A 24117-nucleotide genomic window follows, 5' to 3' on the forward strand; every position below is an offset into this window, starting at 1 on the left:
GAGGATTCAAAGCTGATTTCCATCAAACTCCTTTTCAAATCCTCCTCCCCCACAAACAACAAAAAACACCGCGGCTCAGGCAAACCTGACTACCGCGGCTCTTCCCGCTACACTCCCGCTTTTTCCGCGGTCGATTTCATTCGCTGCGCGCTTTCATAGAGGATGCGCTCCTCGTCGAGCGTCAACACTTCCCGCTGCTTCATCACTAGTTTTCCGTCGATGATGACGTCCTCGACATCCCTGCTGGTCACCGATTCGACGATCATGTTGATCAAGCTGTGGGACGGCGAGATATGCGGCTGATCGATATCGATAAGAATAAGGTCCGCTTTCTTGCCGATCTCGACCGTCCCGATCTCGTGTCCTAGCAGCATGGCTTTTGCGCTGCCGATCGTGGCCATCTTGATCAATTCCTTGGCCGGGAGCACGACCGGGTCGAATACCGGAAGGCCCCAGGACATGTGGATGCCCGAGCGGAACACCCGCATTTCATCGAAAAGGCTCAGATTCGAAGAGGACGACCCGTCGCTTCCCATGCCGAGGTTCATGCCCATCTGCATCATTCGCGGCGTCTTCGGAATGCCGTGACTGCTGAAGTTGACCCGCGGGCAATGTACGAGGTTAACGTTCCGCTCCTTAAGCAGATCGATCTCGCCTTCGGAGTAGACGACGTTGTGCGCCGTCAGCAGGTTCGGACCCAGCGCGCCGAGGGAATCCAAATATTCCGCCGGTCTTTTCTTGTACTTCTCCAGGCAGTACCGTACCTCGTCGCGATGCTCCGCTAAGTGGGCGTGCAGGCCCGTGTTGTATTGTCTGGCCTTCTCGGCCGCGGCTTGGATCAGCTCCGGCGAGCAGGACATCACCTGCCGGATGCCGAACCAAATCTGGATTCTCCCGTCGCCTGCGCCGTGATACGTCTTGTACAGCCACTCGTTGCTATCGATAATGTCTTGCATCGGCTGCTTCATCGAGTCCGGGAGAAAGTCCCCGATATCGATGGCGGAGCGCGTGATCGCGGCCCGCATGCCGGATTGGACGGCCGCCTCCGCCGCTTGATGCATATGTACGCCGCCGGCGTCTGCAAAGGCCGTCGTCCCCGACTTGATCATTTCGAGACAACTCAGCTCCGCGCTGACCCGGACGTCCTGCTCGTCCAGATTTCCTTCGAACGGAACGAGGATACGCGACCAGATCATCGGCAGCTCGTCCATCGTTCGCCCCTTCAAAAGCTGCTGGCACGTATGCGTATGCGCATCGACCAAGCCGGGCATGCACAGCTTTCCTTTTCCGTCCAGAAGATGCACCGGCTCGTATTTCGCTTTCAGCTCGTCATAGGCGCCGATCTCGACGATCCGCGACCCGTGAATCGCAATGGACTGCCCATCCACAATCTCGAAGTCGGGAGTCATCACGGCGGTATGTTTGATTAAAATATCGCATTTCATAAGCATTGAAGCAGGCTCCCCTCACATTCTCTATTTGTCCTTCATATAAGAACATCGTTCTCCTATCCATGCAAAAAAATTTTTGCCGTTCCCACGTTCCCACGCAGTTAACCTGCCGAACGTACGTACACGTACCATACCAGCGGCACGCCCGATTGACCCCGCGGCGGCGCTGTCACTTATGCCCCAGCATCGCACCTACCGCGGCGAAGCCCTACCCGTCTCGCCTCAGATAACATGCGCAAAGAAATCCTTCATGAACCGTTCCGCGTCGACTTGCACGCATACGAGTGTCGTCGGCTCCGTTGTCCGGTACAAATCCTCCGTCGTCCGGCCGAGCGCGTTATCTTCCAGATCCACCTTCATATTCATCGGCACGGTGCGGACCAGATCGGGATAGACCGCGACGCCGACGGCGAGCGGATCATGGAGTGCGCAGCCTTTCAGATAAGGATGGAGCGTGCTGTAAGCATCCAGATAAAACTCGGTAAATTGGGCGAAAAAGGTGCTGGCCGGTGTCCCTTTTTCCCGCCATTGCTGTGCGTCCGCTCTCGTGAGCAGCGTTTTTCTCGTCACATCCAGCCCCACCAGCGTGATCGGCATTCCCGACTCCAGCACGATACTAGCCGCCTCCGGGTCAATGATAATGTTGGCTTCGGCGAATTTGGTCACGTTGCCCGGGGTCATGACGGCTCCGCCCATAATGACGACTTTGCCGACCATTCCGGCAATTTCGGGCGCTTTCGTGAGCGCGGCGGCCAGATTCGTCAGCGGTGCAGTGGCAACGATCGTCAAATCCTTCTTGTGATCATAAATTTGCTCGATGAGGAAATCTACCGCATGCTGCGAGGACGGAACCGGACCTTCGACCGGACCTAACGTCTCGCCGAGCCCGTCGGTACCGTGAATTTTGCCGTTGTATTCCCGGATGCGCTGCAGCGGTTTTTCCGAGCCTCGGAACACAGGAATGTCGGTTGCCCCCAGCACTTCGAGAATTTTGCGCGAATTGCGGCATGAATAGTCCACTGGGGCCATCCCATAAGTCGTCGTGACGCCCAGCAATTCCAGCGTCGGCAGCGAGACGGCATAGGCAATCGCCAAAGCGTCGTCAATCCCTGTATCTACATCCAGAATCATTTTTTGCATGGCAATTCTCTCCCTTCTTTTTCTTCATCCTATACGGCCTCTTGCTCTGCGATCGTTTCGCTTGCCAGCCTTTGCCGCTCTTTTCGCCCGTAGCATACCTCGAACAGCACCATTCCCCCTGCAAGCATGAGCGAGAACAACAAGCATACGTTGCTGTACAGGTGAACATGCTTCAAGCCTTCGGGTAGAGGCAGCAGCTTGACGTCCAGCGTGTCCTGGGAAATGAGAATACCGACCAGCGCGACGAACAGAGACAAAATAATTTTGGTGATCAGATTGTAGACGCTCATACTGATTCCTACCCGATCGTCGGGCAGCAGACCTGTAAACGAAGTGTAAAACCCGGAGTAAACGATCGTGTAACCGATACCAAACAAGGCCAGCGCGATCCACATATAAATGATATTCATCCCAAGGAAAATGCCGAACATGAGCATTCCTGCCAAAACGATGCTTGTTCCCACATAAAATGCTTTTAATTTGCCGATTTTATTCGTGATTTTTCCGGCGAGCATCCCCGAAATGAAGGCCCCGAAGTTCGCAGGAACGAACATAAGCCCGATCACTTCGATCCCCGCGCTATACACGTCGCGAATGAAGAACGGGAAAATAAAGAAAAAGGCCGACTGCACGCAATAGATCAGAATCGAGACCAGCAGCAGAGGGGTATACGTTTTAATGCGGAACACTGACAAATCCAGGATCGGGTCCGTACGTTTCTTGGAATACAGAACAAAGAAAACAAGAATCACGAGTCCGATCAGGCCGATGACCATATCCTTTCTCGTCACCGCCAAAATGAGAACGGTGGAAAGCACGGTCAAAATGATCGCGCCGATGATGTCGAGCTTGCCTTTTTTTCCGGTTTCGTCCGGAAGATACTTCAAGAAGACGGGAAGCGTTATCAGAACGACGAGCGGAAGCAGGAACGAGAACGTCCACGAGAAATATTTGGCGACGTAGCCGCCGATAATATGGCCGATGCCGGCCGATAACTGGTACATAGCGGTACCGTAGCCGAGGTAGAGAGGCTGTTGTTCTTTCGGAGCGTATCTCCGCACGAGCACGATGAAGCAGCCGGGAATGACCGCCGCCCCCATACATTGAATGGCTCTGGCCAAGACCACCAGCACAAACGAGGACTGAACAATAAAGCCGAGTAGTGAGCCCGCCACAAAAGTAACGACGCCAAAGACGAACAGCTTGCGGAACGAGATGCTGTCGGAGAGCGCCGCATAAATGGCTCCGCCGACGCCCAGAATGAGCCCGCCGATCGTGACGACCCAACTGACGGTCCCCGGCGTGATCGCGAAATCTTCCGCGATTTTCGGCGTGACCAGCGAAAAAACGTTTTCATTAAACACCTGCATGAAGAGTAAAAAGATGACCCAAGGCATCGCGATTAAGATGACCTTGGAATTCACGCTGCTGTTATCCGTATGTTTGTCTTGACCCATGTTCTTTCACTCCCCCATAAAGTTTAAAAAACGTCAATCCGTGCCGCCGCGCCATCACTATACCGGGCATATGACATAGGATCACCTCCTTGTCTTGGTTTCAGTCAAGTAAACGCTGTCATATTTCGTTGTCAAACGACCAACTCCATTGTTCTTATATGCGGAACAACGTTCTTTCAAATGTCTAAAAAAAATTAACGCGCGCCAAGTCTCTTGGATATCGAGTCCGCTGCAGCCTGGCACTGCCGGAGTAAGCTGTCTGCAATATCGTTCATCCGGAACTCCAATCCAGAGATGGACAACCCGGCTACAACTTCCCCCGAATGGTCCATGATCGGAACGGCAATCCCCATTCCTCCCAGCGAGAAGTCGTTGGACGAGATGCAATAGCCTTGTTTTCGGATCGTCTGCAGCTGCTGCCGAAGCTCGTCCGGGTCACTGACCGTATAGTCCGTAAATTTCGGCAAGCCTTTTGATATGATTTTGTCAATCTTGTCCTCGGGGAGATAAGCTAGTAATATTTTGGTAGTGGCTCCTGCATGCAGCGGGACCCTCTTGCCTAAGGGAGACGTGTAACGTACGCTTTGCGTGCTTTCGACCTTCTCGACGCAAATGCCCTCCAGACCGTCAACGATCATGAGCATGACCGTCTCTTTGGTGTTCTCGCACAGCTCTTCCATGACCGGCTTTGCAACCGTTCGCAAATTCATTTGATTGCCGACGACGACGCCCAATTCGAACAGCTTGATCCCGAGCATATATTTCTGGCTCTGCGGATTTTGGGTGATGAAGCCGCGGTGCTCCAACGTGACCAGCATGCGGTGAACGACGCTTTTGTACAGACCCAGATGCTCGCTAAGCTCGGTCACTCCCCATTCGGGCTTCTCGATCGTGAAGCATTCCAGCATTCTCAGAATCCGGTCCCCGGTCTCGAGAACAGCCGTTTTCTTTGTGTTGTTTTCCATGGCAGCTAACCTTTCGTTCCGTATATAAGAACGGTGTTCTTATTTTATTGATTTTTTCTTTCATTATAGATTTTTTAACCGGGGAAATCAATAAGGCGATCAAAAGATGTATCGTTTTGAATGTGGCATGAAAAAAACAAAGTGCTCTAGAGGGATTCATTCCCTTTAGACCACTTTGTCAACACTCCCTTTATCAAGGGTTTCTTCATTTCTATTGGACACCTTAAAGCCTATTTATTTCTTCTTCAGCGCCTGTACATCATCTTTAAAAGCTTTACTATACTGCTCGAATAATCCCGTATTAAACTTATAACTCTTGTCTTTGGCTTGGGGCTTATTTTCCTTAAGCTGTTTGTACAAGTTATCGGTTTCACCCGATAGCTTAGTCCAAACTTGCTTCACATTATCATATTTCGCATCCAATCCCTTTATATAAGCATCATATTCCGCTTTCTTCTCCATCGCTTTACCAAGTCGGTCAATTGTGAAATCTATGTCTAACTCCTTGCCTGTACTGCTAGTACCGTCACTTTTGTACCAACCGATGTCTACGAATCCTTCGTTCCAAATCGTCCCGGTTATAAAGTTGCTAATCTCAGCCAGTTTTGACTCTACTGTCGGCTCTTCCTTTTTAGTAGAAGCATCCGTCTTATTAGCAGAGTTCGCAATCGATTTCTGAATGGCCTCAGCCATCTTTTCCTCATCGGTTTTTTCTTTTGCACATCCGGAACTGACGAACAGCATTACAACAGCCATTCCAATCAAAAAAACACTTTTGTTGCGATTAAACATCTCAATACTCCCCTCTTTTACACCTGTTGCTTTCCTTTTATATGGTGGCTTCCTTATATATCGGATTCTCTAACAAAATTTTGAAGGGAATTTCCGAAGGAATGAATATAAACAAAACCCCTTCAACTTATAATTGAAGGGGTCAACACAATTAAGAATACTAAGATGGAATAGTTGGTTACCGCAATTTGTAAATATTCACTCGCACGCTTTTCTAGCACAGACATTAATGCCCATATCACGGCAGCGTAAAGAAACTTCGGTTAAACCCGTCTTTTCACCCAAATGTTGGAAACGATGCACACTAACGTCAATGCAATAAAAAGAATTCCGCCTTTTAAGCTCCCCTCTATACCTGCCGCAGCAATAAATCTCCCGCCAACCGCCGAACCGATGGACACGCCAAGATTGATGAAAGAGATGTACAAGGCATTCACAAATTCAGGAGCTTCCGAAGCTTCCGACGTAAGCAGCGTCTGGGTTACGATGAGTCCGCTCGTATGGGCGGCCCCCCACAGAAGCATGACGGCAGTTATGGGAACGAGGGAGGTTACCCCCGAATCCAGCAGGAAATAAGCGATCGCAAGCACGAACGGCTGGATGAGCGTCGTTCGCAGCCTGTTCATTCCCAGCAGCTTCCCCGCGAGCAGATTGCCGGCTACGCCACCGACTCCAAAAACGACAAGCATGATACTGAGGATGCGTTCCTGCAGCCCCATTACTTGTCCCAGGAATTCCGCAGAATAGCTGTAGACGGCAAACATCGCAGCAAAAAGAAAAGTCGCAGCGCCAATACTTAACCATAATGGAATCTTGCGCAAAATACTGAGCTGCTCCCTGTACTTAACTCTAGGCGCTGCTGATGTTTTGGGAAGGATGACTGCGATCCCGGCGGCAGCAATGCCATTAACAATAGCGCAAAAAAGAAAAGACGCCTCATATGAAAATTGATCCGCTATATACGTTGTTAAAGGAACTCCCAGTACCATTCCCATGCTCGTGCCGATAAAAGCTTTTGCGGAAGCGTTAGCTCTTTGTTCCTCCGGATACAGGGAAGCGACTGCGACAAAGGCAAAGGAAAAAAACACGGGATGAAACAATGCCGGAATCACGCGCAGCACCAGCAAAACGTAGAAATGATCGGTAAATGCCGACAATGCGCTGCACCCTGCGAATATAAGCAAGCACAGGACCAGAACCTGTTTGCGATTACGGTTGGAAAGAATCAGGACCATGAAAGGGCCGAACAGCGCAATGACAAAGGCGAAGGCGCCAACGAGCATGCCGGCTTGGGCCGTGCCGACGTGGAATCGTTCCATGATGGCTGGCAAAATGCCGACAACGCCGAACTCGATGGTATACAAGCCGAATAATCCGAGTGCGATAAACCATATCGGCGTTGCCCGAGCTGTGTTCATTTCCAGACCCCGGCATAGACGGCTTCACAGAGCTCTTCGGTAAATAGGCCGGACATGCCTTCCAACGCCGTATTGGTAAACGCCGCAACGCTGAGTCCGAGCGCCGGGTCGACAAACCACGAATGCCCGTACGTACCGCCCATACGCCACGTTCCCGGTGATTCCGGCGTGCTTGCAGCGGCGGGGTCTTTGAGCAGCGTAAAGCCCAGGCCGAAGCCTCGCCCAGGCCAATAAGCCATCGGCAGCTCACCGATCTGATTGGTGGTCATCTCGCGGACGAGATGCTCCGGCAGCAGCGGGGCTCCGCCCTTCCGCAAGGCTTCCAGCAGCAGCATAAAATCGCCGGCACTGCCGATCATACCAGCTCCGCCGGAAGGATAGGCCGTATCGTCAAGCGCCCGTCCGGGAGACAGCCGGAAACCGGCCGTTCCTTCCAAGAACGCGACTTGTTCAGGGTCTTGCATGCGCCGCGGCTCCGGCATATCATTCGCATAGGCAGCCGTCAAGCGCTCGGGATCGACCGCCGTAAATCCGGTGTCGTTCATGGCCAGCGGCTTGGTCACCAAGGAACGAACGGCCTCTCCAAGCGGTGCTTCTGCAGCCTTCTCGATCACGGCCCCCAGCACATCTGTCGCAATCGAATATTTCCACTCGGTACCCGGCGTATAAAGGAGCGGAGCAGCTGCAAGGCGGCGCATATTTTCTTCCAGGGTAATGCCGGCTTGATCCATGCCATCCGATACACCAGCTTGCTCGTAGGTACCGTTTTCCTCCTGAAAAAAGCGGTAAGTCAATCCCGCCGTATGCGTCAACAGCTGCCGAATCGTGATCTCCGCGAAATAGCCATTGTTCAGACGCGGCCGAAACGTCGGCAGCCAGCGGTGGACAGAATCGTCCAGCCGAAGGCGGCCTTGCGCTACAAGTACAAGGGCGGCCGTCGACACGATAGGCTTGGATACCGACGCGAGCCGGAACAACGCATCTTCCTGCATGGGCCGATTGCCCTCACGATCGGCCAAACCGGCAGCGTGGCTATAGACAGACTCTCCGTCCAGCGACACTTTCACAACAGCACCGACCAGCCTTTTTTCGGCTATGGTTCGGTCGATAACTTCATCAATACGTTCCTTCAATGTAGGCAATGCTATTCATCCTCTCGTGTGTTGATTACTTTACTATCGTTAGTTTATTATATAAATACAGTGACTTGATTTACATAAGGCAACCATGTTATTTCATGCCTTGGACGAAGGAAATCATGGTAGTTTTAAGGAAAATCCTTAAATTTAAAAGGTGGGGAACACGATGGACCACGTAGATAAGCAAATCCTTTTCCATCTTCAAGGTCAGGCGAGAATTTCGATGACGGAGCTGGGCAAGCAAGTAGGCTTGTCGCAGCCTGCGGTAACGGAAAGAGTAAAGCGTATGGAGGAAAAAGGGATCATCGAGGAATATCGGACGATGGTGTCACCGGAAAAAATCGGGAAGCACGCTGCCGCGTACATTTTGTTCCGTACGAGGGATTGTCATGCTTTTCTCGACTTTTGCCGCTCCTCGCCCGAAGTCGTCGAATGCCACCGCACAAGCGGAGAACATAACTACTTATTGAAAGTGATGGCCGATTCCACGCGCGCGCTTGAGGAGTTTGGAAACAAGTGCGATAAATACGGGACGTATACGATCCTCATCGTGATGTCATCGCCTATCGGTCCCAGACATCTTATTCCTTCGCTTGAGTGAAATGTAAAAAGGAACCCGATTTCAGATCGGATTCCCATGTGTAGAAAAACCAAGCAAGGCGTCATACGGATCGCCTTCCATTCCCGGAACCTTGGCGAAGGCAGGCTCCGTTTTGATGCCTTGCTCTTTCAGTGCGCGGACTGATCTCCCAGCCACTATTTTAAATATGCCGAATTAATATAGAAGAACTCAAACTTGCTGTCGCTGAAATTGGCGAATGAAGCTTTCAATTTGTCGTTCGTATGGGCGCTGTACTGCATCGTCACGGTATCGTTAGCCACGACAAACATCACATGCGAGTAATCCAACGCGCTGATAAATCCGCCGGCCGGCGTGGTAGCTTTCGTGGTTTTGTAGAAATATTTCTTCGTGCGCACCATGTAATCTTCCAAGCCGTTGCTAATGTTGCGGCCTGTGTTCACCCAGGCAATCGACTCAGGCTTCCACGTGCTATCCGTCGGAATCCCGCCGGCATACATTGCTTGGGAAACATAGTTCGCGCAATCGACCCCGCCGCTCTCCGTATGAAACTTGTAGTTTTTATTCCACTTGCTTGTATCGTAGTAAGGCGAGCTAGTCACCGTAGATGTGTACTTGTTCGCATAATCTCTTGCCGCAATCCGGTTGTACGTAAAAGCGGCCTGGGGCTGGACTGCGCTTCGCACCGTGTAAGCCCGATTGGTCGTAACTGCTTCCAACAAATCCTTTTGTCCATGCTTCATCATCGTTTCCTCGGTTTCAGGAATGAAGTGGGCCGCCGGAATCCAATCCATATAATTCAAAAATTCAAGCTTCGCGCTCTGGTTATCGATGACACCGTTGACGACCTTGGCTGTGAGCCGGAACGAATCGTTCTGCTCTGTTGCCGTGCCGATATATTCACTGAGGTCTTTGAGCCGGTCGCTGATGACCTGTTCGGTTTCCATCGCGCTGATCGCGTTGGTTTGCTTTAAGGCGGCGGATTGACCTTTCATTCCTTTGACGTAGGGAATTTCGTCGACCGACTTGGCTTTTAACGTTTTGCTCAAAGAAATATTGACCCTTGCCGTCAGCACATTGTCTTTCACCGAATACTCGGAGATGTCGCTGTCGATGGTATTCAGCGTGTAGTAAGGCTTGTATGCTTGCCCGACAAAATCGACAACGAATTTTTGGGCCTCTTCCCGGACTTTCGCATCGCCCGCCTTCAGGGTCGTGTCATCGGCGAAAGCGACGGCCGAAGTTAAAGCAAATAACATGATTGCGCTTGCAGCTATTTTTTTACCGAACATCATTCATTCCTCCTCAGTTTGGATTGGCATCGGTGGCGCTCTGATTTCGCGCACAATGCAACTATATAACAAAGGGCCGGCCCGCATAGGATTATGAATGATCCTGCAGAAAAACGGCGTTATGACGCACGGAAGATGTCGAAAATTCGCTGGATTAAGAAATATTTAGAAATAAAAGGAGGATTTTTGCAGTTTCCCGCCTAATTATTAGATGGACGTCATTCCATTTTTTAGGAGGGTTCTCGAATGAAGGCTCGTCATGTACTAGGCATTTTATCTTTGGCGGCACTGTTCGCGGTCAGCGCGCCATGGGCAAGCTACGCGGAGGAAGCGGCAAAGAACGGCGGCAGCCCAATAAACATGGAGCTCCAGCAATTGGACGTGGAAGCCAAGCTGGCAAATGAGCAGGCTTACGTCGTGCCCGATACCTTATTGGCAGCATTCGAAGAAGCATCGAAGCAGTATAAGGTCCCCCGCGATTTGCTCATTGCGATGGGCTGGAACGAATCCCGGTTAAGCAACCATGAAGGCCTTCCCAGTTTTGAAAACGGTTACGGAATGATGAACCTCGTTTCCAATCCGGTCAAGCAAACGCTGGAGAAAGCTTCTCAGCTTTCCAGACTGGACGTGAATTTGCTGAAATCCGACGATAAGTCGAACATTATGGGAGCGGCCGCGCTTCTTGCCGAATTTCAAAAGACGGCTAACCCCGAATTCCGGGAATCGCCCAATCTGTCGGACTGGTCCAATGCCATCAAAATGTATCTGGGCTCTGAAAATGACGAGCTGAACGTCTCTTATCTTCAGCAAGTGCTGGGCACTTCCAAGCTGTTTATTCCCTCGGGGAATAAGGTAACGATTAAAAACGAAATCGTCATTTCCGCTCTTGCCGGAAAGCCGGTGGTGAAGCCGATTTGGAAAGCGGCTCATCCCACCAATTATGCAACCGGAAACCGCGGCCGCGGAACCATTACGCATCTGGTGATCCACGTCATGCAGGGCACTTACGCCGGCTCCATCAGTTGGGCGCAGCAAAAGCATGACGGGCCTTCGGCCGCACACTATTACGTAAGAAGCTCGGACGGAGAAATTACCCAGATGGTCAAAGACAAAGATATTGCTTATCACGCCCGCAGCGCGAACTCTTACACCATCGGGATCGAGCATGAAGGCTACGTTAGCGATCCGAAAAAATGGTTTACCTCGACCATGTACAACCAGTCGGCCAAGCTGGCGGCTCTCATGTGCTACACCTATGGAATTCCGGTCGATCGGAGTCACATCAAAGGGCATAGCGAGTACCCGAATCAGACCCACACCGACCCGGGGTCCGGTTGGGATTGGACGACGTACATGCGTTACGTGAAAGCCTGGTACGCCGAATACCAAAAATGAAACTAACATAGCACGATGGCTTCAGAGAAATAAAAGGCCGCCAAGCGCAATGCGCCGGCGGCCTTGTTTGCATCCTATATTACAGCTTGTTGAACGTGTCGGTGAGCACCGGTACGATCTGCGATTTACGGGAGACGACGCCTTTGAGCACGGCTTTGTTGTCTTCCAGCTTCACGTTGTACGCTTGCTCCACGGCATGCGCGGCGCGGCCGAGGGCCAAGCCGATCGAATCGTTGTTCAGGATGTCCGTCACGACGAAGAGGAACAGGTCCAGGTTTTTCTCCGCGATGATGCCGGAGAGAGCCGCTTCCAGCTCCGCTTGGCGGGACAGCACGTCGTTCGTGTCGACGGCGTTCACTTGGGCGATTTCCACTTTGTAGCTGCCCATTTGGAATTCTTTGGCGTCGAGCGTGATCAACTGGGCGATCGTTTTGTCGCTCAGATCGGCGCCGGCTTTGAGCATGTCCAGACCGTAGACATCGGCGTTCACGCCGGCGATTTCAGCCAGCTCGCGGGCAGCCGCTACGTCTTCATCCGTGCAGGTAGGCGACTTGAACAGGAGCGAGTCGGAAATGATCGCGGACAGCATGAGACCGGCGATTTCTTTCGGAATGGCGACCCCGTTTTCTTTGTACAGCTTTTTCAGAATCGTCGCCGTGCAGCCGACCGGCTCGGCACGGTAGTACAGCGGGCCGCTTGTCTCGAAGTTAGCGATGCGATGGTGGTCGATGACCTCCAGCACGCGAACCTGATCGATGTCGGACGCGCTTTGCTGGCGCTCGTTGTGGTCGACCAGAATGACGTTTTTCGCTTCATTCGCCACCGTCTCGACGAGGCGCGGCGCTTCTACTTTGAAGTAGTCGAGCGCGTATTGGGTTTCCCCGTTGACGCTGCCCAAGCGGACAGGCTCGACATTTTGGCCTAGCTGAGTTTTCAAATGCGCGTAGGCAAGGGCAGAGCAGATCGTATCGGTGTCTGGGTTCTTATGTCCGAAAATAAGTACTTTATCCATCCTTATTCTCCTTACTTGTTTTGTTTTGGCGAGAAAAGTATACCGTACATCTACATTCACAATCAAGATTTCCAATGCAGATTATATCTCAAAACTAGCATTATTCCTATCCCTTTAATAGAAATATTTAAGTTATTATTCGGCGGATAACGCCTATCGTGACATAAATCTGAACGTCTCCATCCCCATCGGACTCCGCATATTGAACAAAGGCGATTCGATCGCTAAGCATCCAATAAGCACTGATGTTCGCATAGCTGCTAAAAAAGTATTCTGAAGCATCGAATATAGAATGGTCTTGGCTGGTAGGTTCAGGCATGAAATCACAAAAAACCTGTTTATCGCCCCCGGCAATATATTGAGGTTCGGCAATCTTCAGTTCATCCTTTATCAAATCAACAATATCAACAAAAAAATGAGAATTATCCTCTTTATTTTGTTTTATTGTCATTTCGTATTGTTTCCAGCGTCTATCTTCATCCTGAAGCAATTCCTCATCGTCTTCGCCAAACCGCTCCGAATCCTCATAATCGAGGCTGATCATTTTAACGATTTGATTCGTATTATCGACAAAAAATTCGGCTCCCCCTAATGAATCGGATCCCCAGTGATCGATGGGCGTCTCTTCATCCGGAAAAGCGTGTTCCATCATTTCTTTCATGAATTGAGGCGTATTTTTAATCTTGGTGACAAACCCTTCATTAAATCTGCTGTAAAAACCATGATTTAATTTCATCAATCCTACATCTCCTCCCTCGCCCTATTTTAACATCCGCTTCTCCGGACGCGATAGCGTTTGGATAAAACTTTACCCAATGGAAGACAATATTGGTAAATTGGGTAACGAATCCAAACGGTGAGAGCACATGCCAACCATTTCACTCCTGCAAGCAACCATGATTCTGATGTTGTCGACGGGATTGATGAATCACGTCATCATTATTCCGGTTATGCTGGAGGTATCGGGCAGAGACGCTTGGATCTCCGTCCTGTTTGCGACGGTTTTATATATGGTATGGCTGGCCTTGATCTATTGCATCGTCCGGCGAACCGGAAACCGGCACATTACAGAGTGGATCCGCATCCGGTTCGGCAAGTTTTGGGCCATCCTTTTCGCAGCCGTCTTTGCCGCTTATTTGGTGTACATGGGCGCAATTACGACCGTGGATACGATCAAATGGTCCCGGATTTACTTGCCGCTGATGCCCGGACTTTCCCTTACAGTCCTGCTCGTAGGGATTTGCTTTTACAATGCCTATAAAGGACTGCGAAGCATCGCCATGACGGCCGCGCTGCTGCTTCCCATTGTCGTCATTCTCGGTTTCTTCGTCATGTCGTCTAATATCCCGCACAAAAATTACGGTTTATTGCGGCCGTTTTTCGAGAATGGCTACGGGCCCGCACTGCGGGGAATTCCGTATATCGGGGCCGGCTTAACCGAATTGTTCGTCCTTGTCTTGATGCGGCACCGCATTCGCAAAACGTTAAAGTACATTCATCTTCTGGCGCTAGGCATCATCTTGGTAGGACTGACTATGGGGCCGCTGATCGGAGCGATCGTCGAGTTCGGGCCGGTCCGGGCCGGCTTGCTCCGGTATCCCGCATTTGAAGAATGGAGACTGGTGAACCTCGGTAAATATATCGAGCATCTCGACTTTTTATCCGTATACCAATGGCTGTCGGGTGCCTACATTCGAATTTCCTTGGCGATGTATCTGATCGCAGACATGGCAAGCCTTCTATGGAAACAAAAATCGCTTCCATGGCTGATCGTATGCTCGGGGGTGTTCATTATTGCGCCCTATTTTCCTGTAACGGGCCTGCGGTTTCTCGGCACGCTGCAAACGACGCTGCCCTATATATCGGGCGCGGTGCTGGCGCTGTCCTTCACGCTGGCAGGAATGACCTTGCTGCCCCGTCGCCAGAAAGGGAATGGACCATGAATACTCATCATGAGCTGCCGCCTGTAAAAAACGAGCCGTATTTGCGCTCGGTCTATGAGAAAAGCCAGGACATTTTGTTCTTAACCGTCGAATATCCGGTCTCTTCGAGCGAAAGCACGCGACTGCTGCTCTATTATTGCCAAGGCTTGACCGATACCGACAAGCTAAACCAGACCGTCCTGCCAAGACTGGCGGAGGCTGCCCCGGACATTGCGAGTGAAGCTCCTCACGTCCTTTCCGGCATCACCGGGCTGAATCTGCAGCCGGTCGAAGGAAAGGACTGGTTTCGGCAGGCCAATGACCTGCTGTTCCGAGGCCACCTGCTGATTTTGACGGAATCGGACCGCTTATACAGCTGCAATCTGGCCGCTCCGCTAAGCCGAAGCCCGGAAGAACCCAAGACGGAAACCTCCTTGCTGGGTCCCCGGGACGGCTTCATCGAACAGCTCGATACGAACGTCGCGCTGATCCGGAAACGGCTGCTATCCCATCATCTGAGCTATAAGGAATTCCGGGTCGGCCTCAAATCCCGCACCCGGGTCGGTTTGATGTATATGGACGGAACGACGGACCCGCGGACCATTCGGGTGGTAGAGGAGCGCATCTCAAGGCTGGAGATGGATGGCCTCTTCAGCATTTCGGAGCTGATCGAGCGGATCGTCGATTCCAAGTTCGCGTTGTTTCCCGCCGCTTATCATTCGGGGCGCCCGGATTTCGCCGTCCGGGCCCTGCTGAAAGGCAGGCTGGTCATTCTCTTCGACGGATCGCCCACCGTGGCGATCGCGCCGATTACCGTGACGTTCGCCTTCAAATCCGCCGAGGACGCACATACCCACTTCTACTTTGTCGCCTTCGGCCGACTGCTGCGCATGTTCGGTTTGTTTCTGGCCGTTTTTTTGCCCGGGTTCTGGATCGCGCTGCTGACGTTTCATCAAGACCAGTTTCCGGTGAGCATGCTGGCGACGATTGTCATTTCGCGGCAAGGCGTCCCTTTTCCGAGCCAACTGGAGCTTTTCGCCATGCTGATCCTGTTCGAGCTGTTTCGCGAAGCGGGGATGCGCCTGCCGCCTAACGTCGGACAGACGCTGTCGGTGGTGGGAGGCCTCATCATCGGTCAGGCCGCGATCAGCGCCGGTCTGGCCTCGCCGAGCATGGTGGTCGTGATGGCCACTAGCATGGTCGCTTCCTTCGTGACGACGACCCAGACGCTGTTCGGGACGATCTCGATTTTGCGCATTTTCGTGCTGATCTTGTCGGCAAGCTTCGGCTTGTTCGGCTTTCTGCTCTCGGCCTTTGCGATCATCACCTATCTGGTGAACCAGACCTCCTTTGGCGTTCCGCTCATGGCGCCGCTGTCTCCTACATCCTTCAAGGAGATTGTTCCGGAGTTTTTTCGCACCCCGTTCAACCGACTGACGAAAAGGCTCCGCTTTTTGCAGAAGACTTCGCCCGAACGGGAGGAATGACCGATGCGCAGGCATCCCTTGCTCCAGCTGATGCTTATTTTACCGCCGCTCCTGCTGCTCTCCGCCTGCGGCATGAGGTCCGTCGAGCAAGTCATTTACCCGAATGCGATCGGTATCGATTATGTGAAAGGCCAATATAAAGTGTACGTCCAAGTGATTGATTTCACGAACATCGCCAAGGTCGAGAGCGGCGGGCGGCGGGCCAATCCGAGCAATTTTATCGGGGAAGGCACGGCCTCCACCTTCGATGAAGCCATCTTTCAAGTGTACCGCACTTCGCATCAATCCATTTCCTGGAGTCACATCTCCTCGATCGTCTTTAGCAAAGCGCTGCTGGAGCATGGAATCACGGACGTTATGGATCTGTGGGGCCGATTCAACGAATTCCGGCAGACGCCGTGGGTGTTCGGAACCGACCGTCCGATGCGCGAGATTTTATCGGCTAACCCGATTCTGAACATTTCGATGCTTTACTCCCAGCTCAGCAGTCCCACGGATATCTACCGGCAAAGCTCTTTTATCCAGCCGCTGCGGCTGTACCATTTTATGTCTACCCTGTACGAGCCCGGAATGACCTCTCTCCTGCCTTCCATCACCATCAACGAAAAAGCGTGGACCAAAAACACAGCTCCGCATAAGAACCTGATGATGGACGGAGTGTACGGCATGAAGAAGGACAAGCTGGTCGCGGCGATGCCGAGTAAAGATTTGCTCGGCTTTCGCTGGATGAATCGCTCCACCTCCCGGGGCGTGCTTGCGCTCGGCGATCCGAAGCAGCCGACGGCGGTGGTGGTCATGCAGAAGCCGAAAGCCGTGATCTCTCCCGTGGTACAGCAAAACCGGGTGAGCTTCAACATCGAGGTATCCACTTCCGGCGGCGTATTTCAATACAACCGTCCAATGGACGAAAAGGAAATTCAGCGGCAAGCGGAGCAGAAAATAAAAGAAGAAATCGAGCACACGTACCGCAAAGGACTGGAGCGCAAAATGGATGTGCTGCAGCTATCCGACGCGCTATACCGCAAGGATCCGAAAAAATGGCGAAAACTCGCCCAAAAGGACGAGTTTTTCCTCAATAAAGACTCTCTGCAAAGCGTAAAGGTGAAGGTCCGGATGGACAATTCGCAAAAGCTGAAGCTGAAACGGCCTTCCATGTTAAAAGAGAAAAGCTAAGCCGCTTCTACTGCGAACCGTCGGAGGTAGCCTGCCGCAGCGCCGTCAGCCGCTCCGCCACGGCGTCCAGCCGGTCCTTGATCAAGATGGCGTCCGCATACGCAGCCGGGATGCCGGCGTAGCCGTAATACACGCCCGCCAGTCCGCCCGCGATGGCGCCGATCGTGTCGCTGTCGCCGCCGAGATTGGCGGCCCGCTGCACGACATCGGCGAAGCCGTCCCCCTGCTGCAAGCAGTAGAACGCCCAGCGCAGCGTATCGACGACGAAGCCGGTCGGCTCGCAGTCCGGCGCTTCGGCCAGCGCGGAAGCGTACGGCGTGCCCAGCGTTTCCGCAGCCATCGCCGGGCGCAGCTCTTCGCCATTCAGCAGCCGCAGCGCGATGCGGTTGTACAAGCCGCACGCTTCGTTGCACCGCTCGTCGTAGTGCGTCATCTTCGACTGCATCCGCGACATGCGGTTTACCCGATCCGGATCGGCATAGGCGAGCGCCACCGGCAGGCAGCGCATCAGCGAGCCGTTGCCCGCGCTGCGGCCCAGATCCTGGTCGGCCAGGAAGGCCGCCTCGAACCAATGGCCGCCATACCGTGTGAACGCCCGGCGAATAATATTGCCGATATCTTTCGGATCGGAACGGTACCACGCCAGGAAGCGCTCCCCGATGCTCGTCATCGGGTCGTCCGGGTAGTCGAGAATGCCCTCCGCCACGCAAAGCGTCATCATCGTGTCGTCCGTCACTTCCCCCGGTTCGAGATCCCATACGCCACCGCCGACAATGTCGGTCAAATAGCCGTACTTGCGGCGAATTTCCTTGGCGCTCATGAATTCGGTCGTCCCGCCGAGCGCATCGCCGACGGCGACGCCGTACAGCCCGCCTTTGATGCGGTCCGCCAAGCTTTTTCCTTTATCGCTCATTCTGCTTTCCCCCTCCTATAGTTCCGCCCACGGTGTGCCGAGGCTCGCATACTTGCGGTAGCGGCTCAGCACCCGCTTCACCTGTGCGATCCGTTCCTCCAAGCTGCCATGCAGCGGGATGTAAGGCACCCGACGCGCCGCCAGATCGGCGGCAATCTGCTTCTGGAACACGCGGCGCTGCACGTCGCCTGAACGGTCCCACGTGTCGTCGTACGGAATGTCGTCGCTGCACATAAAGACGAGATCGTAACGCGAAGCCGCTTGCGCCGCCAAGTCCCGAAGCCGCGGCAGCGCCATTCCGTGGTAATAGTGCGCGAACATAAACGTCGTGATCGCATTCGTATCGACGAAGAGATACCCGTTCGCCTCCGGCAGCAGCTTTTCCTCCCTGGCCAGATGCCCCTCGGCTATTTCTACCAGCTGGTCCGGCGTCAGCCGTCGGTCGGTCTGATGCTGCTCCCAATACTCGCGTCCGTACTCCGGCATCCAGGCCGTCCCGAACTCGCGGGCCAGCGCTTCGCACACGGTCGTTTTACCGGTCGAGGGTGCGCCGAGGAAGACGACGGTCGTCACCAGATCCCGGTACACCAGCGGATGGACGAACGCCCGGTTCGCGGGCGGGTCGTGCCGCACCGCCGTTCCCGATACCGGAAATGCCTCCCGCTTCGCGTCGACTTGCCGGTTCACGGCGTTCAGCGCTTCGCTCATATGCTCGCCGTACGGCTCGCTGGAATAAAAGTGCGTCACTCTTCGCCCGCCAAGCAGGCCGAGGATATAATCCTCCTGCGCCTTCTTGATCTCCGGCGTATAGCCCGTTTCCGTCGGCCCGTCCCAAGCCTCGATTACCTCGACCTCGGGGTACAAGGCGCGAATCCAGTCCGCCCGCACCGTCAGCGGAATGTCCGTCGTTTCGGGACAATCGTAGATGACGACAATCACGTGATCCGTCTCCGCGAGGGCCGTTTCGATCATATATTGGTGCCCCCGGTGCAAGGGCGCGAATTTGCCGAGCGTCAACCCGACCGTTAACCGCTTGTCGCTCATAAGCTCACCCCCATGCGTCCGTTCCGCCGCGCGGCCCGGTATTCGCTGCGCCACTGAATCAGCCCGCTTGTCGCGATGCCGAGGAAAATTACGTACAGCGCGGCCAAAACATACAGCTCTTTATACGCATACATCCCGATCGACAGCACGTCGACCGCAATCCAGAAATGCCAGTTTTCCAGCACCTTGTTCGACAGCAGCAGCTGCGCAAGAATGCTCAGCGTCGCAATGAACGCGTCCACATATGGAATCGACGCGTCCGTGAAGCGGGCGAGCACGTAGCCCCAGCCTGCCGTCACGACGACGAGCAGCAGCGCCAGCCCCAAGCCGAGCTGCGGCGTCATCCGCCGCGTCGGCCGCACCTTGGCCTGACCGCGCTTGGTCAGCCAGACGATCCAGCCTTGAATGCTCAAGACGAAAAACACGACCTGCAGCGTCATATCCGCATACAGCTTTGCATCGTAGAACATGACGAAAAAGCACGCTACATTCACCAGCCCGACCGGAAAGCACCAAATGTTTTGCCGCGCCGTCAGCCATACGCTGAGCAGTCCGCTCGTCGTAGCCACAATCTCCAGCGGCGTCGACGACGTGAAATAAGCGACCAACAGCATGCAGGCGAGCAGTCCGACCATCGTATACCATCTGTCCATGAATCTCATCCTCCCGATGTAGTTCTACGTTGACAATACAACTTCAATACTTTCAAAACGACTATATCGAAACCTAAAAAAATTAGCTGTACAACGACAGCTTCGGCAGATTGCCGGTAAAACGGTACAACTGTGCGGCGCGCTGCGAGTAGCGGTTCGATTTCTTCGGCTCCCCGTTCGCGTCGCGAATCTCCTCCAACACTCCGCTGCGGCTCTGGGTCGATTTCATTTTGCGGATGAAGTTCGCTTCCTCGAAGTCCGGCACCACCGTCCGGATGACCTGATACAGCTCGCCGAGCGTGAACTCGTCCGGCAGAAATTCTCCGGCAATCGGGGTGACCAGCATGCTCTGCTTGACCCGCTCCAGCGCATCCGAGAGAATCCGCCTGTGGTCGAAGGCCAGCTCCAGCCGGGTCAGCGCCTCGGACACCGGGAACAGCGCCACCTCCGCCGCATCGTCGGCAGCAGCCCGCGCGGCCAAATATTTCTCATGCACCAGCGCGAAAAAAGCATGGGAGATAATCCATCCCCGCGGGTCCCGGCCCGGGTCGCTGTAGACGTTGAAATATTCCATGTGAACGCCGTCCACACCGGTCTCCTCCTGCAGCTCGCGCCTCGCGGTCTCGTACATCGACTCCGTCTCCCGGGAGAAGCCTCCGGGCAGCGCCCACATGCCCTCGTACGGCCATACCTTCCGCTTGATGAGCAGCACCTGCAGCTCCCGCTTCGGCAGAGATTTCGTCGCCGTCGGCTGCGGCTCGGACGTAATGGTGAAGATGACGATATCCGCCGGCGCCCCGTCCGGCGTCCGGTATTTGCTTGCCGTATAGTTCGAACCGTTTTCCATAGTCATGCGCCACTCCTCCTTCTAATTCTCCGTTTCGATAATATCATTATGACATTTTTGATTCATTTGTCAAGACCGAACAAAAAAAACTGCCGCTCGCAAAGGAACGGCAGGAACTAAATCGGAAATCCGCTTATTCGATTTATCGCGATCCGTCAGGTCAAATCCATCGTCGGCAGCTCGCTCAAAGCCGTCTTCGTCATGTCTTGAACGTGCTGGCCGTTGGCGCGAACCAAGGTGTAATATTCGTAGTTTCGGATCACCGTGAAGTCGTCTTCCATCACCCCGGGATAGGCGCGGTTCACCGAGTAAACCTGGCTCCGGTAAGCCTGCAAAGCCCGCCCCTTGTGCTGACGGTAGTCGCTGATATCGACCCGTGCCGTAATCGGGCACGTATCCTTCGGTCCCGAGTCCTGGCAGTGGTCATAATAATGGGGGATCGAGGTGTAATAAAAAGATGGCCGCCGTCCCTCCGGGTACTCCGCTTCCGCCAGCGCGACCGCCTTCTCCGTCGCTTGGGAAATCGCGATATGATCGGGATGCCCCGTTACCCCGTCCGGCGGGAACGTCAGCACCGCATCCGGCTTCAGCTCCGCAATGGTCGAGCGAATCCGCTCCGCCAACGCTTCCGGATCGATCGACTTTAATTCGCCGTCCCGATAACGGTACAGAATCAGCTCAGCAACGCCGAGTACGGAGCACGCGCTGCGCAGCTCCTCTTCCCGGTGCCTGGCCAGCTCTTCGCGGGTGGCGAATTGAAACTCGCCCGACTTCCCCTTGCATCCCGAGGTGGCGCATGCCAGAACGACCTCGTGGCCGGTGCCGCTAAGCTTGGCGATTGTCCCTCCGGCTGCAAAGGATTCGTCGTCGGGATGGGCGAAAACGAATAACCATCTTTTCTTCATTCCCCTTCAGCCCCCTGTTGTTCGTATTTCACTACGCCTCTGTGGACGTCTTCGTTTGCAAATAGGAGAGCCCCATGGCCGTTACGCCGTAAATCGGCTCCTTCCGGGCCTCGTCCAGTTGAACCTGCGGAGCGTACGCTTTGATCTTGTTCATCAGCAGCTCCCTGACGTGCCCTTCGTTCTGCAGCACGCCGCCCTGTAGTATCATTGTAAACGGTTTGTCTAGGAACGACAAGCGCCGGACGACTGCAGCGACGCCGATGAACAGCTCGTGAGCGGCCGCCTCAAGAATCCGCTGTGCTTCCCGATCCCCTGCCGAAGCCGCTTGGCCTACCACACGGGACAGCTCGCTCAATTTCTCGACCGAGTAGTCCGGGCCGTACATCCAGTTGAACAAGTCCTCTTCCTGGTCCATGCCTAGATGCGGCAGCACCCAGTCGCCGAGCCGGGTGCCCTCCTCCCTGCCGTCATAGGCTTTGAGAATTGCCATAACCGCCTGCTTGCCGATCCAATAGCCGCTGCCTTCATCTCCGACGCGGTGGCCCCAGCCTCCGGCTCTGGCCGTCTGTCCCTGCTCGTTGATCCCGAAGATGATGGAGCCTGTGCCGGCAATGGCCAGAATTCCCGGCTGGCCGCCGGTGGCGCCGAGCAATGCGGCATAGCCGTCGTTTTCCACGATCAGATGTTGGACCCTGATCGGCAGCTGCTCCAGCACCTCCTGCACCAGCCCGGTAATCACGCGCCGGTCATATTCCGTATCCAGCCCCGCAAGGGCGAACACGGCGCACTCCACCTCGATTTCCGCCTGCGGCAGAGCGCTATCGTCCTTTTGACGCAAGTCCGCAATCGCTTCCTCGATTCCGAATACCAGTTCACGCATCGCACCGTCTTTCCCGATGCCCTGGTAATTGGACGAGCCGCCTTTTCCTTGCCCGAGTACGTTGCCCTGCCGATCCATGAAGATGACAAGGCATTTCGTCCCTCCGCCGTCAATCGCTAGCAGAGGGATGCTGCATTTTGCCATCAGGAACCACTCCACTCCGTCATGACTTGGTCCAGATGCTCCATCGCCCGCTGGATTTTGCCCTCCGCTTGTCCCAGCCAATTCAGATGCGCTTGATGCTGATACATTCGGAGGTCGACCATGCGGTTGATTTCCTTCGGACTCGGTCCTCCCGGCAGCGAGCGGATTTCCACAAAATGCACGGGATCGAGCGCCTGACGAAGCGTTTCTTCGGTAAGCGACGTATCCCGCCCGATGTGGCGGCGTGCGCTTTCGTTAACGATGGACAGCGTAATTTCGTTGGCCGCCAGACCTTGCGCCAGGGACAGCTTAACGACGTCGCTGACGATATGATGGGCTTTTCTGAACGACAAGCCGTCCGTCCGCACCAGCGTGTCCGCCAGCTCGGTCACCGTGGCGAAGCTTCCCTTCGTCCGCTCTCGCAGCACCTCCTTGTTCACTTCCATCGTACCGACGACGGCAGCGAACAAACGGTACATTTTGTCCATAATGTCAAGGCTTCGCCAAGCGTATGGCTGCATATCGTCTTCGGTGTCCACAATGTCGCCGAACGGCGTATTATGAATCATCGACAGCACCGTGTTCGTATTGCCTACGCAGCTCGACAGCAACGCGCGCATGTGCTCGAACGAGACGGGATTGCGCTTCTGCGGCATGATCGAGCTGATCTGCACGTATGGAGCCGCCACTTTCAGCGCGCCGAACTCCTGCGTGCACCACAGCAGCATGTCTTGCACGACCCGGCCCAGATTGATCGCCGCCAATTGCACGGCCGTCGCCACTTCGCCCAAGTAATCGGCCCCGCCGATCGCGTCGTACGAATTGTCGATCAGCTCGTCGAAGGCAAGCAGCTCCATCATATGCTCCCGGCTGATCGCAAAGCCCGATGTCGTGAGCGCCGCCGCCCCCATGCTGCTCCGGTTGCAGTTCGTGTACGACGCCATAATCCGGCGGATATCCCGGTTCAGCGAATCGACGACCGCCATAAAATAGTGCGCAAGCGTCGTGGGCTGAGCCTGCTGCGTATGCGTGTAGCCGATCATGAGCGTGTCGGCATGGTCTCTGGCGAACAGCAGCAGCTGTTCATTGAGCTTCAGCGCGGAGGTCAGCGTCACGATCAGCTTCTCCCGCAGCACCATCCGGTAGATGGAAATGCCCATGTCGTTGCGGCTCCGCGCCAGATGCAAATTGCCGGCGATATCGCCCGCATGCTCCAGCATTTGATGCTCGACCTGGAAGAACAAATCCTCGAACTGCCCCGTGTAGCTCGCTTGGCGGAGCGCCTCCGGATCGATCGACCGGATCGCTTTGGCGATCTGCTTCGCTTCGTCGGTCGTCACCAGCTTTTGCTTCTCCAACATGATCAAGTGAGCCTTGTTGATAGCCATCATCGGACCCAGCAAGTGAGTCTTGGCTTCGTTAAAAGCCGGCTCCAGCACAACCTCCGTATACGTTTTGCCGGGAAACGTCGTCCCTTCGGTCTCCATCCATTGTTCGCGATATCCCAT

Annotated in this window: 23 protein-coding genes; 5 read left to right on the forward strand and 18 right to left on the reverse strand. The window is 54.2% G+C overall.

The window, feature by feature from the left end; all coding sequences use genetic code 11:
* Positions 1-107: 107 nt before the first annotated feature.
* From PEL01S_RS12260 to PEL01S_RS12290, 7 genes are all read right to left on the reverse strand, one after another.
* Positions 108-1451 carry an amidohydrolase family protein gene (locus PEL01S_RS12260; protein WP_127460496.1) on the reverse strand — a complete coding sequence of 448 codons (1344 nt, stop codon included), beginning with the start codon at positions 1449-1451 and terminating at the stop codon, positions 108-110.
* A 222-nt stretch (positions 1452-1673) separates the two neighbouring features.
* The gene (locus tag PEL01S_RS12265; RefSeq protein ID WP_127460497.1) at positions 1674-2591 is read right to left on the reverse strand and encodes a nucleoside hydrolase; all 918 of its coding nucleotides are present in this window, start codon (positions 2589-2591) and stop codon (positions 1674-1676) included.
* A gap of 29 nt (positions 2592-2620) precedes the next feature.
* Entirely contained in the window at positions 2621-4048 is a 1428-nt protein-coding gene (locus tag PEL01S_RS12270; RefSeq protein ID WP_127460498.1) for an MFS transporter, read from the reverse strand.
* A 194-nt stretch (positions 4049-4242) separates the two neighbouring features.
* Entirely contained in the window at positions 4243-5013 is a 771-nt protein-coding gene (locus PEL01S_RS12275) for an IclR family transcriptional regulator (RefSeq protein WP_010498431.1), read from the reverse strand.
* A 234-nt stretch (positions 5014-5247) separates the two neighbouring features.
* Positions 5248-5805, reverse strand: coding sequence for a hypothetical protein (locus PEL01S_RS12280; RefSeq protein ID WP_127460499.1), 558 nt, complete (start codon positions 5803-5805; stop codon positions 5248-5250).
* 263 nt (positions 5806-6068) lie between these two features.
* Positions 6069-7223, reverse strand: a complete 1155-nt coding sequence (locus tag PEL01S_RS12285; RefSeq protein WP_127460500.1) for an MFS transporter — start codon at positions 7221-7223, stop codon at positions 6069-6071.
* Positions 7220-8365 (reverse strand): serine hydrolase domain-containing protein, encoded by a 1146-nt coding sequence (locus PEL01S_RS12290; RefSeq protein ID WP_127460501.1) that lies wholly within the window; start codon positions 8363-8365, stop codon positions 7220-7222. The genes PEL01S_RS12285 and PEL01S_RS12290 overlap by 4 nt, the downstream gene beginning before the upstream one ends.
* 163 nt (positions 8366-8528) lie before the next feature.
* Between PEL01S_RS12290 and PEL01S_RS12295 the strand changes: the two genes are divergently transcribed.
* Positions 8529-8963 carry an Lrp/AsnC family transcriptional regulator gene (locus tag PEL01S_RS12295; RefSeq protein ID WP_010498435.1) on the forward strand — a complete coding sequence of 145 codons (435 nt, stop codon included), beginning with the start codon at positions 8529-8531 and terminating at the stop codon, positions 8961-8963.
* Positions 8964-8984: 21 nt separating this feature from the next.
* Here the strand turns inward: PEL01S_RS12295 and PEL01S_RS12300 are convergent, their stop codons facing one another.
* Both PEL01S_RS12300 and PEL01S_RS12305 read right to left on the reverse strand, forming a co-directional pair.
* Positions 8985-9119 carry a DUF4269 domain-containing protein gene (locus tag PEL01S_RS12300; RefSeq protein ID WP_251600074.1) on the reverse strand — a complete coding sequence of 45 codons (135 nt, stop codon included), beginning with the start codon at positions 9117-9119 and terminating at the stop codon, positions 8985-8987.
* Entirely contained in the window at positions 9119-10234 is a 1116-nt protein-coding gene (locus PEL01S_RS12305) for an amidase domain-containing protein (protein ID WP_127460502.1), read from the reverse strand. The genes PEL01S_RS12300 and PEL01S_RS12305 overlap by 1 nt, the downstream gene beginning before the upstream one ends.
* 246 nt (positions 10235-10480) lie before the next feature.
* On the opposite strand from PEL01S_RS12305, the gene PEL01S_RS12310 reads away from it, so the two are divergent.
* The gene (locus tag PEL01S_RS12310; RefSeq protein WP_127460503.1) at positions 10481-11629 is read left to right on the forward strand and encodes an N-acetylmuramoyl-L-alanine amidase; all 1149 of its coding nucleotides are present in this window, start codon (positions 10481-10483) and stop codon (positions 11627-11629) included.
* Positions 11630-11708: 79 nt separating this feature from the next.
* Here PEL01S_RS12310 and PEL01S_RS12315 read toward each other — a convergent pair whose 3' ends face one another.
* Both PEL01S_RS12315 and PEL01S_RS12320 read right to left on the reverse strand, forming a co-directional pair.
* Positions 11709-12641 carry a manganese-dependent inorganic pyrophosphatase gene (locus PEL01S_RS12315; RefSeq protein WP_127460504.1) on the reverse strand — a complete coding sequence of 311 codons (933 nt, stop codon included), beginning with the start codon at positions 12639-12641 and terminating at the stop codon, positions 11709-11711.
* 127 nt (positions 12642-12768) lie between these two features.
* On the reverse strand, positions 12769-13377 hold the full coding sequence (locus tag PEL01S_RS12320) for a hypothetical protein (protein ID WP_218032546.1): 609 nt from the start codon (positions 13375-13377) through the stop codon (positions 12769-12771).
* Between the two features lie 130 nt (positions 13378-13507).
* On the opposite strand from PEL01S_RS12320, the gene PEL01S_RS12325 reads away from it, so the two are divergent.
* Genes PEL01S_RS12325 through PEL01S_RS12335 form a run of 3 tightly spaced genes read left to right on the forward strand, consistent with a single transcriptional unit; the run spans position 13508 to position 17223 of the window.
* The gene (locus PEL01S_RS12325; RefSeq protein WP_063186268.1) at positions 13508-14584 is read left to right on the forward strand and encodes an endospore germination permease; all 1077 of its coding nucleotides are present in this window, start codon (positions 13508-13510) and stop codon (positions 14582-14584) included.
* A complete protein-coding gene (locus tag PEL01S_RS12330; RefSeq protein ID WP_127460506.1) occupies positions 14581-16050 on the forward strand; it encodes a spore germination protein in 1470 nt (489 codons plus the stop codon). The genes PEL01S_RS12325 and PEL01S_RS12330 overlap by 4 nt, the downstream gene beginning before the upstream one ends.
* A 3-nt stretch (positions 16051-16053) precedes the next feature.
* Entirely contained in the window at positions 16054-17223 is a 1170-nt protein-coding gene (locus PEL01S_RS12335; RefSeq protein WP_127460507.1) for a Ger(x)C family spore germination protein, read from the forward strand.
* Between the two features lie 7 nt (positions 17224-17230).
* On the opposite strand, the gene PEL01S_RS12340 is transcribed toward PEL01S_RS12335, so the two are convergent.
* The 7 genes from PEL01S_RS12340 to argH form a co-directional block, all read right to left on the reverse strand.
* On the reverse strand, positions 17231-18136 hold the full coding sequence (locus tag PEL01S_RS12340; protein WP_127460508.1) for an ADP-ribosylglycohydrolase family protein: 906 nt from the start codon (positions 18134-18136) through the stop codon (positions 17231-17233).
* Between the two features lie 15 nt (positions 18137-18151).
* Entirely contained in the window at positions 18152-19180 is a 1029-nt protein-coding gene (locus tag PEL01S_RS12345; RefSeq protein WP_127460509.1) for an AAA family ATPase, read from the reverse strand.
* Positions 19177-19833 carry a nicotinamide riboside transporter PnuC gene (gene pnuC / locus PEL01S_RS12350; RefSeq protein WP_063186258.1) on the reverse strand — a complete coding sequence of 219 codons (657 nt, stop codon included), beginning with the start codon at positions 19831-19833 and terminating at the stop codon, positions 19177-19179. The genes PEL01S_RS12345 and pnuC overlap by 4 nt, the downstream gene beginning before the upstream one ends.
* A gap of 82 nt (positions 19834-19915) precedes the next feature.
* Positions 19916-20686, reverse strand: coding sequence for an NUDIX domain-containing protein (locus tag PEL01S_RS12355; protein WP_063186256.1), 771 nt, complete (start codon positions 20684-20686; stop codon positions 19916-19918).
* Between the two features lie 149 nt (positions 20687-20835).
* Positions 20836-21585: a PIG-L deacetylase family protein gene (locus PEL01S_RS12360; protein ID WP_127460510.1), complete on the reverse strand. Its 750-nt coding sequence runs from the start codon at positions 21583-21585 to the stop codon at positions 20836-20838.
* A gap of 31 nt (positions 21586-21616) precedes the next feature.
* Entirely contained in the window at positions 21617-22609 is a 993-nt protein-coding gene (locus PEL01S_RS12365) for an N-acetylglucosamine kinase (RefSeq protein WP_127460511.1), read from the reverse strand.
* Positions 22609-24117 (reverse strand): argininosuccinate lyase, encoded by a 1509-nt coding sequence (gene argH, locus PEL01S_RS12370; protein ID WP_108533071.1) that lies wholly within the window; start codon positions 24115-24117, stop codon positions 22609-22611. Before argH ends, PEL01S_RS12365 begins: the two co-directional genes overlap by 1 nt.

Source organism: Paenibacillus elgii NBRC 100335 (assembly GCF_004000865.1).
GTDB classification, from domain to species: domain Bacteria; phylum Bacillota; class Bacilli; order Paenibacillales; family NBRC-103111; genus Paenibacillus_G; species Paenibacillus_G elgii.

What these genes read in the sequence shown, in the direction of transcription:
- PEL01S_RS12260 (WP_127460496.1), bottom strand. Translation starts at nt 1,451, where the DNA reads ATGCTTATGAAATGCGATATTTTAATCAAACATACCGCCGTGATGACT.
- PEL01S_RS12265 (WP_127460497.1), bottom strand. Translation starts at nt 2,591, where the DNA reads ATGCAAAAAATGATTCTGGATGTAGATACAGGGATTGACGACGCTTTG.
- PEL01S_RS12270 (WP_127460498.1), bottom strand. Translation starts at nt 4,048, where the DNA reads ATGGGTCAAGACAAACATACGGATAACAGCAGCGTGAATTCCAAGGTC.
- PEL01S_RS12275 (WP_010498431.1), bottom strand. Translation starts at nt 5,013, where the DNA reads ATGGAAAACAACACAAAGAAAACGGCTGTTCTCGAGACCGGGGACCGG.
- PEL01S_RS12280 (WP_127460499.1), bottom strand. Translation starts at nt 5,805, where the DNA reads ATGTTTAATCGCAACAAAAGTGTTTTTTTGATTGGAATGGCTGTTGTA.
- PEL01S_RS12285 (WP_127460500.1), bottom strand. Translation starts at nt 7,223, where the DNA reads ATGAACACAGCTCGGGCAACGCCGATATGGTTTATCGCACTCGGATTA.
- PEL01S_RS12295 (WP_010498435.1), top strand. Translation starts at nt 8,529, where the DNA reads ATGGACCACGTAGATAAGCAAATCCTTTTCCATCTTCAAGGTCAGGCG.
- PEL01S_RS12305 (WP_127460502.1), bottom strand. Translation starts at nt 10,234, where the DNA reads ATGTTCGGTAAAAAAATAGCTGCAAGCGCAATCATGTTATTTGCTTTA.
- PEL01S_RS12310 (WP_127460503.1), top strand. Translation starts at nt 10,481, where the DNA reads ATGAAGGCTCGTCATGTACTAGGCATTTTATCTTTGGCGGCACTGTTC.
- PEL01S_RS12315 (WP_127460504.1), bottom strand. Translation starts at nt 12,641, where the DNA reads ATGGATAAAGTACTTATTTTCGGACATAAGAACCCAGACACCGATACG.
- PEL01S_RS12320 (WP_218032546.1), bottom strand. Translation starts at nt 13,377, where the DNA reads ATGAAATTAAATCATGGTTTTTACAGCAGATTTAATGAAGGGTTTGTC.
- PEL01S_RS12325 (WP_063186268.1), top strand. Translation starts at nt 13,508, where the DNA reads ATGCCAACCATTTCACTCCTGCAAGCAACCATGATTCTGATGTTGTCG.
- PEL01S_RS12330 (WP_127460506.1), top strand. Translation starts at nt 14,581, where the DNA reads ATGAATACTCATCATGAGCTGCCGCCTGTAAAAAACGAGCCGTATTTG.
- PEL01S_RS12335 (WP_127460507.1), top strand. Translation starts at nt 16,054, where the DNA reads ATGCGCAGGCATCCCTTGCTCCAGCTGATGCTTATTTTACCGCCGCTC.
- PEL01S_RS12340 (WP_127460508.1), bottom strand. Translation starts at nt 18,136, where the DNA reads ATGAGCGATAAAGGAAAAAGCTTGGCGGACCGCATCAAAGGCGGGCTG.
- PEL01S_RS12345 (WP_127460509.1), bottom strand. Translation starts at nt 19,180, where the DNA reads ATGAGCGACAAGCGGTTAACGGTCGGGTTGACGCTCGGCAAATTCGCG.
- pnuC (WP_063186258.1), bottom strand. Translation starts at nt 19,833, where the DNA reads ATGGACAGATGGTATACGATGGTCGGACTGCTCGCCTGCATGCTGTTG.
- PEL01S_RS12355 (WP_063186256.1), bottom strand. Translation starts at nt 20,686, where the DNA reads ATGACTATGGAAAACGGTTCGAACTATACGGCAAGCAAATACCGGACG.
- PEL01S_RS12360 (WP_127460510.1), bottom strand. Translation starts at nt 21,585, where the DNA reads ATGAAGAAAAGATGGTTATTCGTTTTCGCCCATCCCGACGACGAATCC.
- PEL01S_RS12365 (WP_127460511.1), bottom strand. Translation starts at nt 22,609, where the DNA reads ATGGCAAAATGCAGCATCCCTCTGCTAGCGATTGACGGCGGAGGGACG.
- argH (WP_108533071.1), bottom strand. Translation starts at nt 24,117, where the DNA reads ATGGGATATCGCGAACAATGGATGGAGACCGAAGGGACGACGTTTCCC.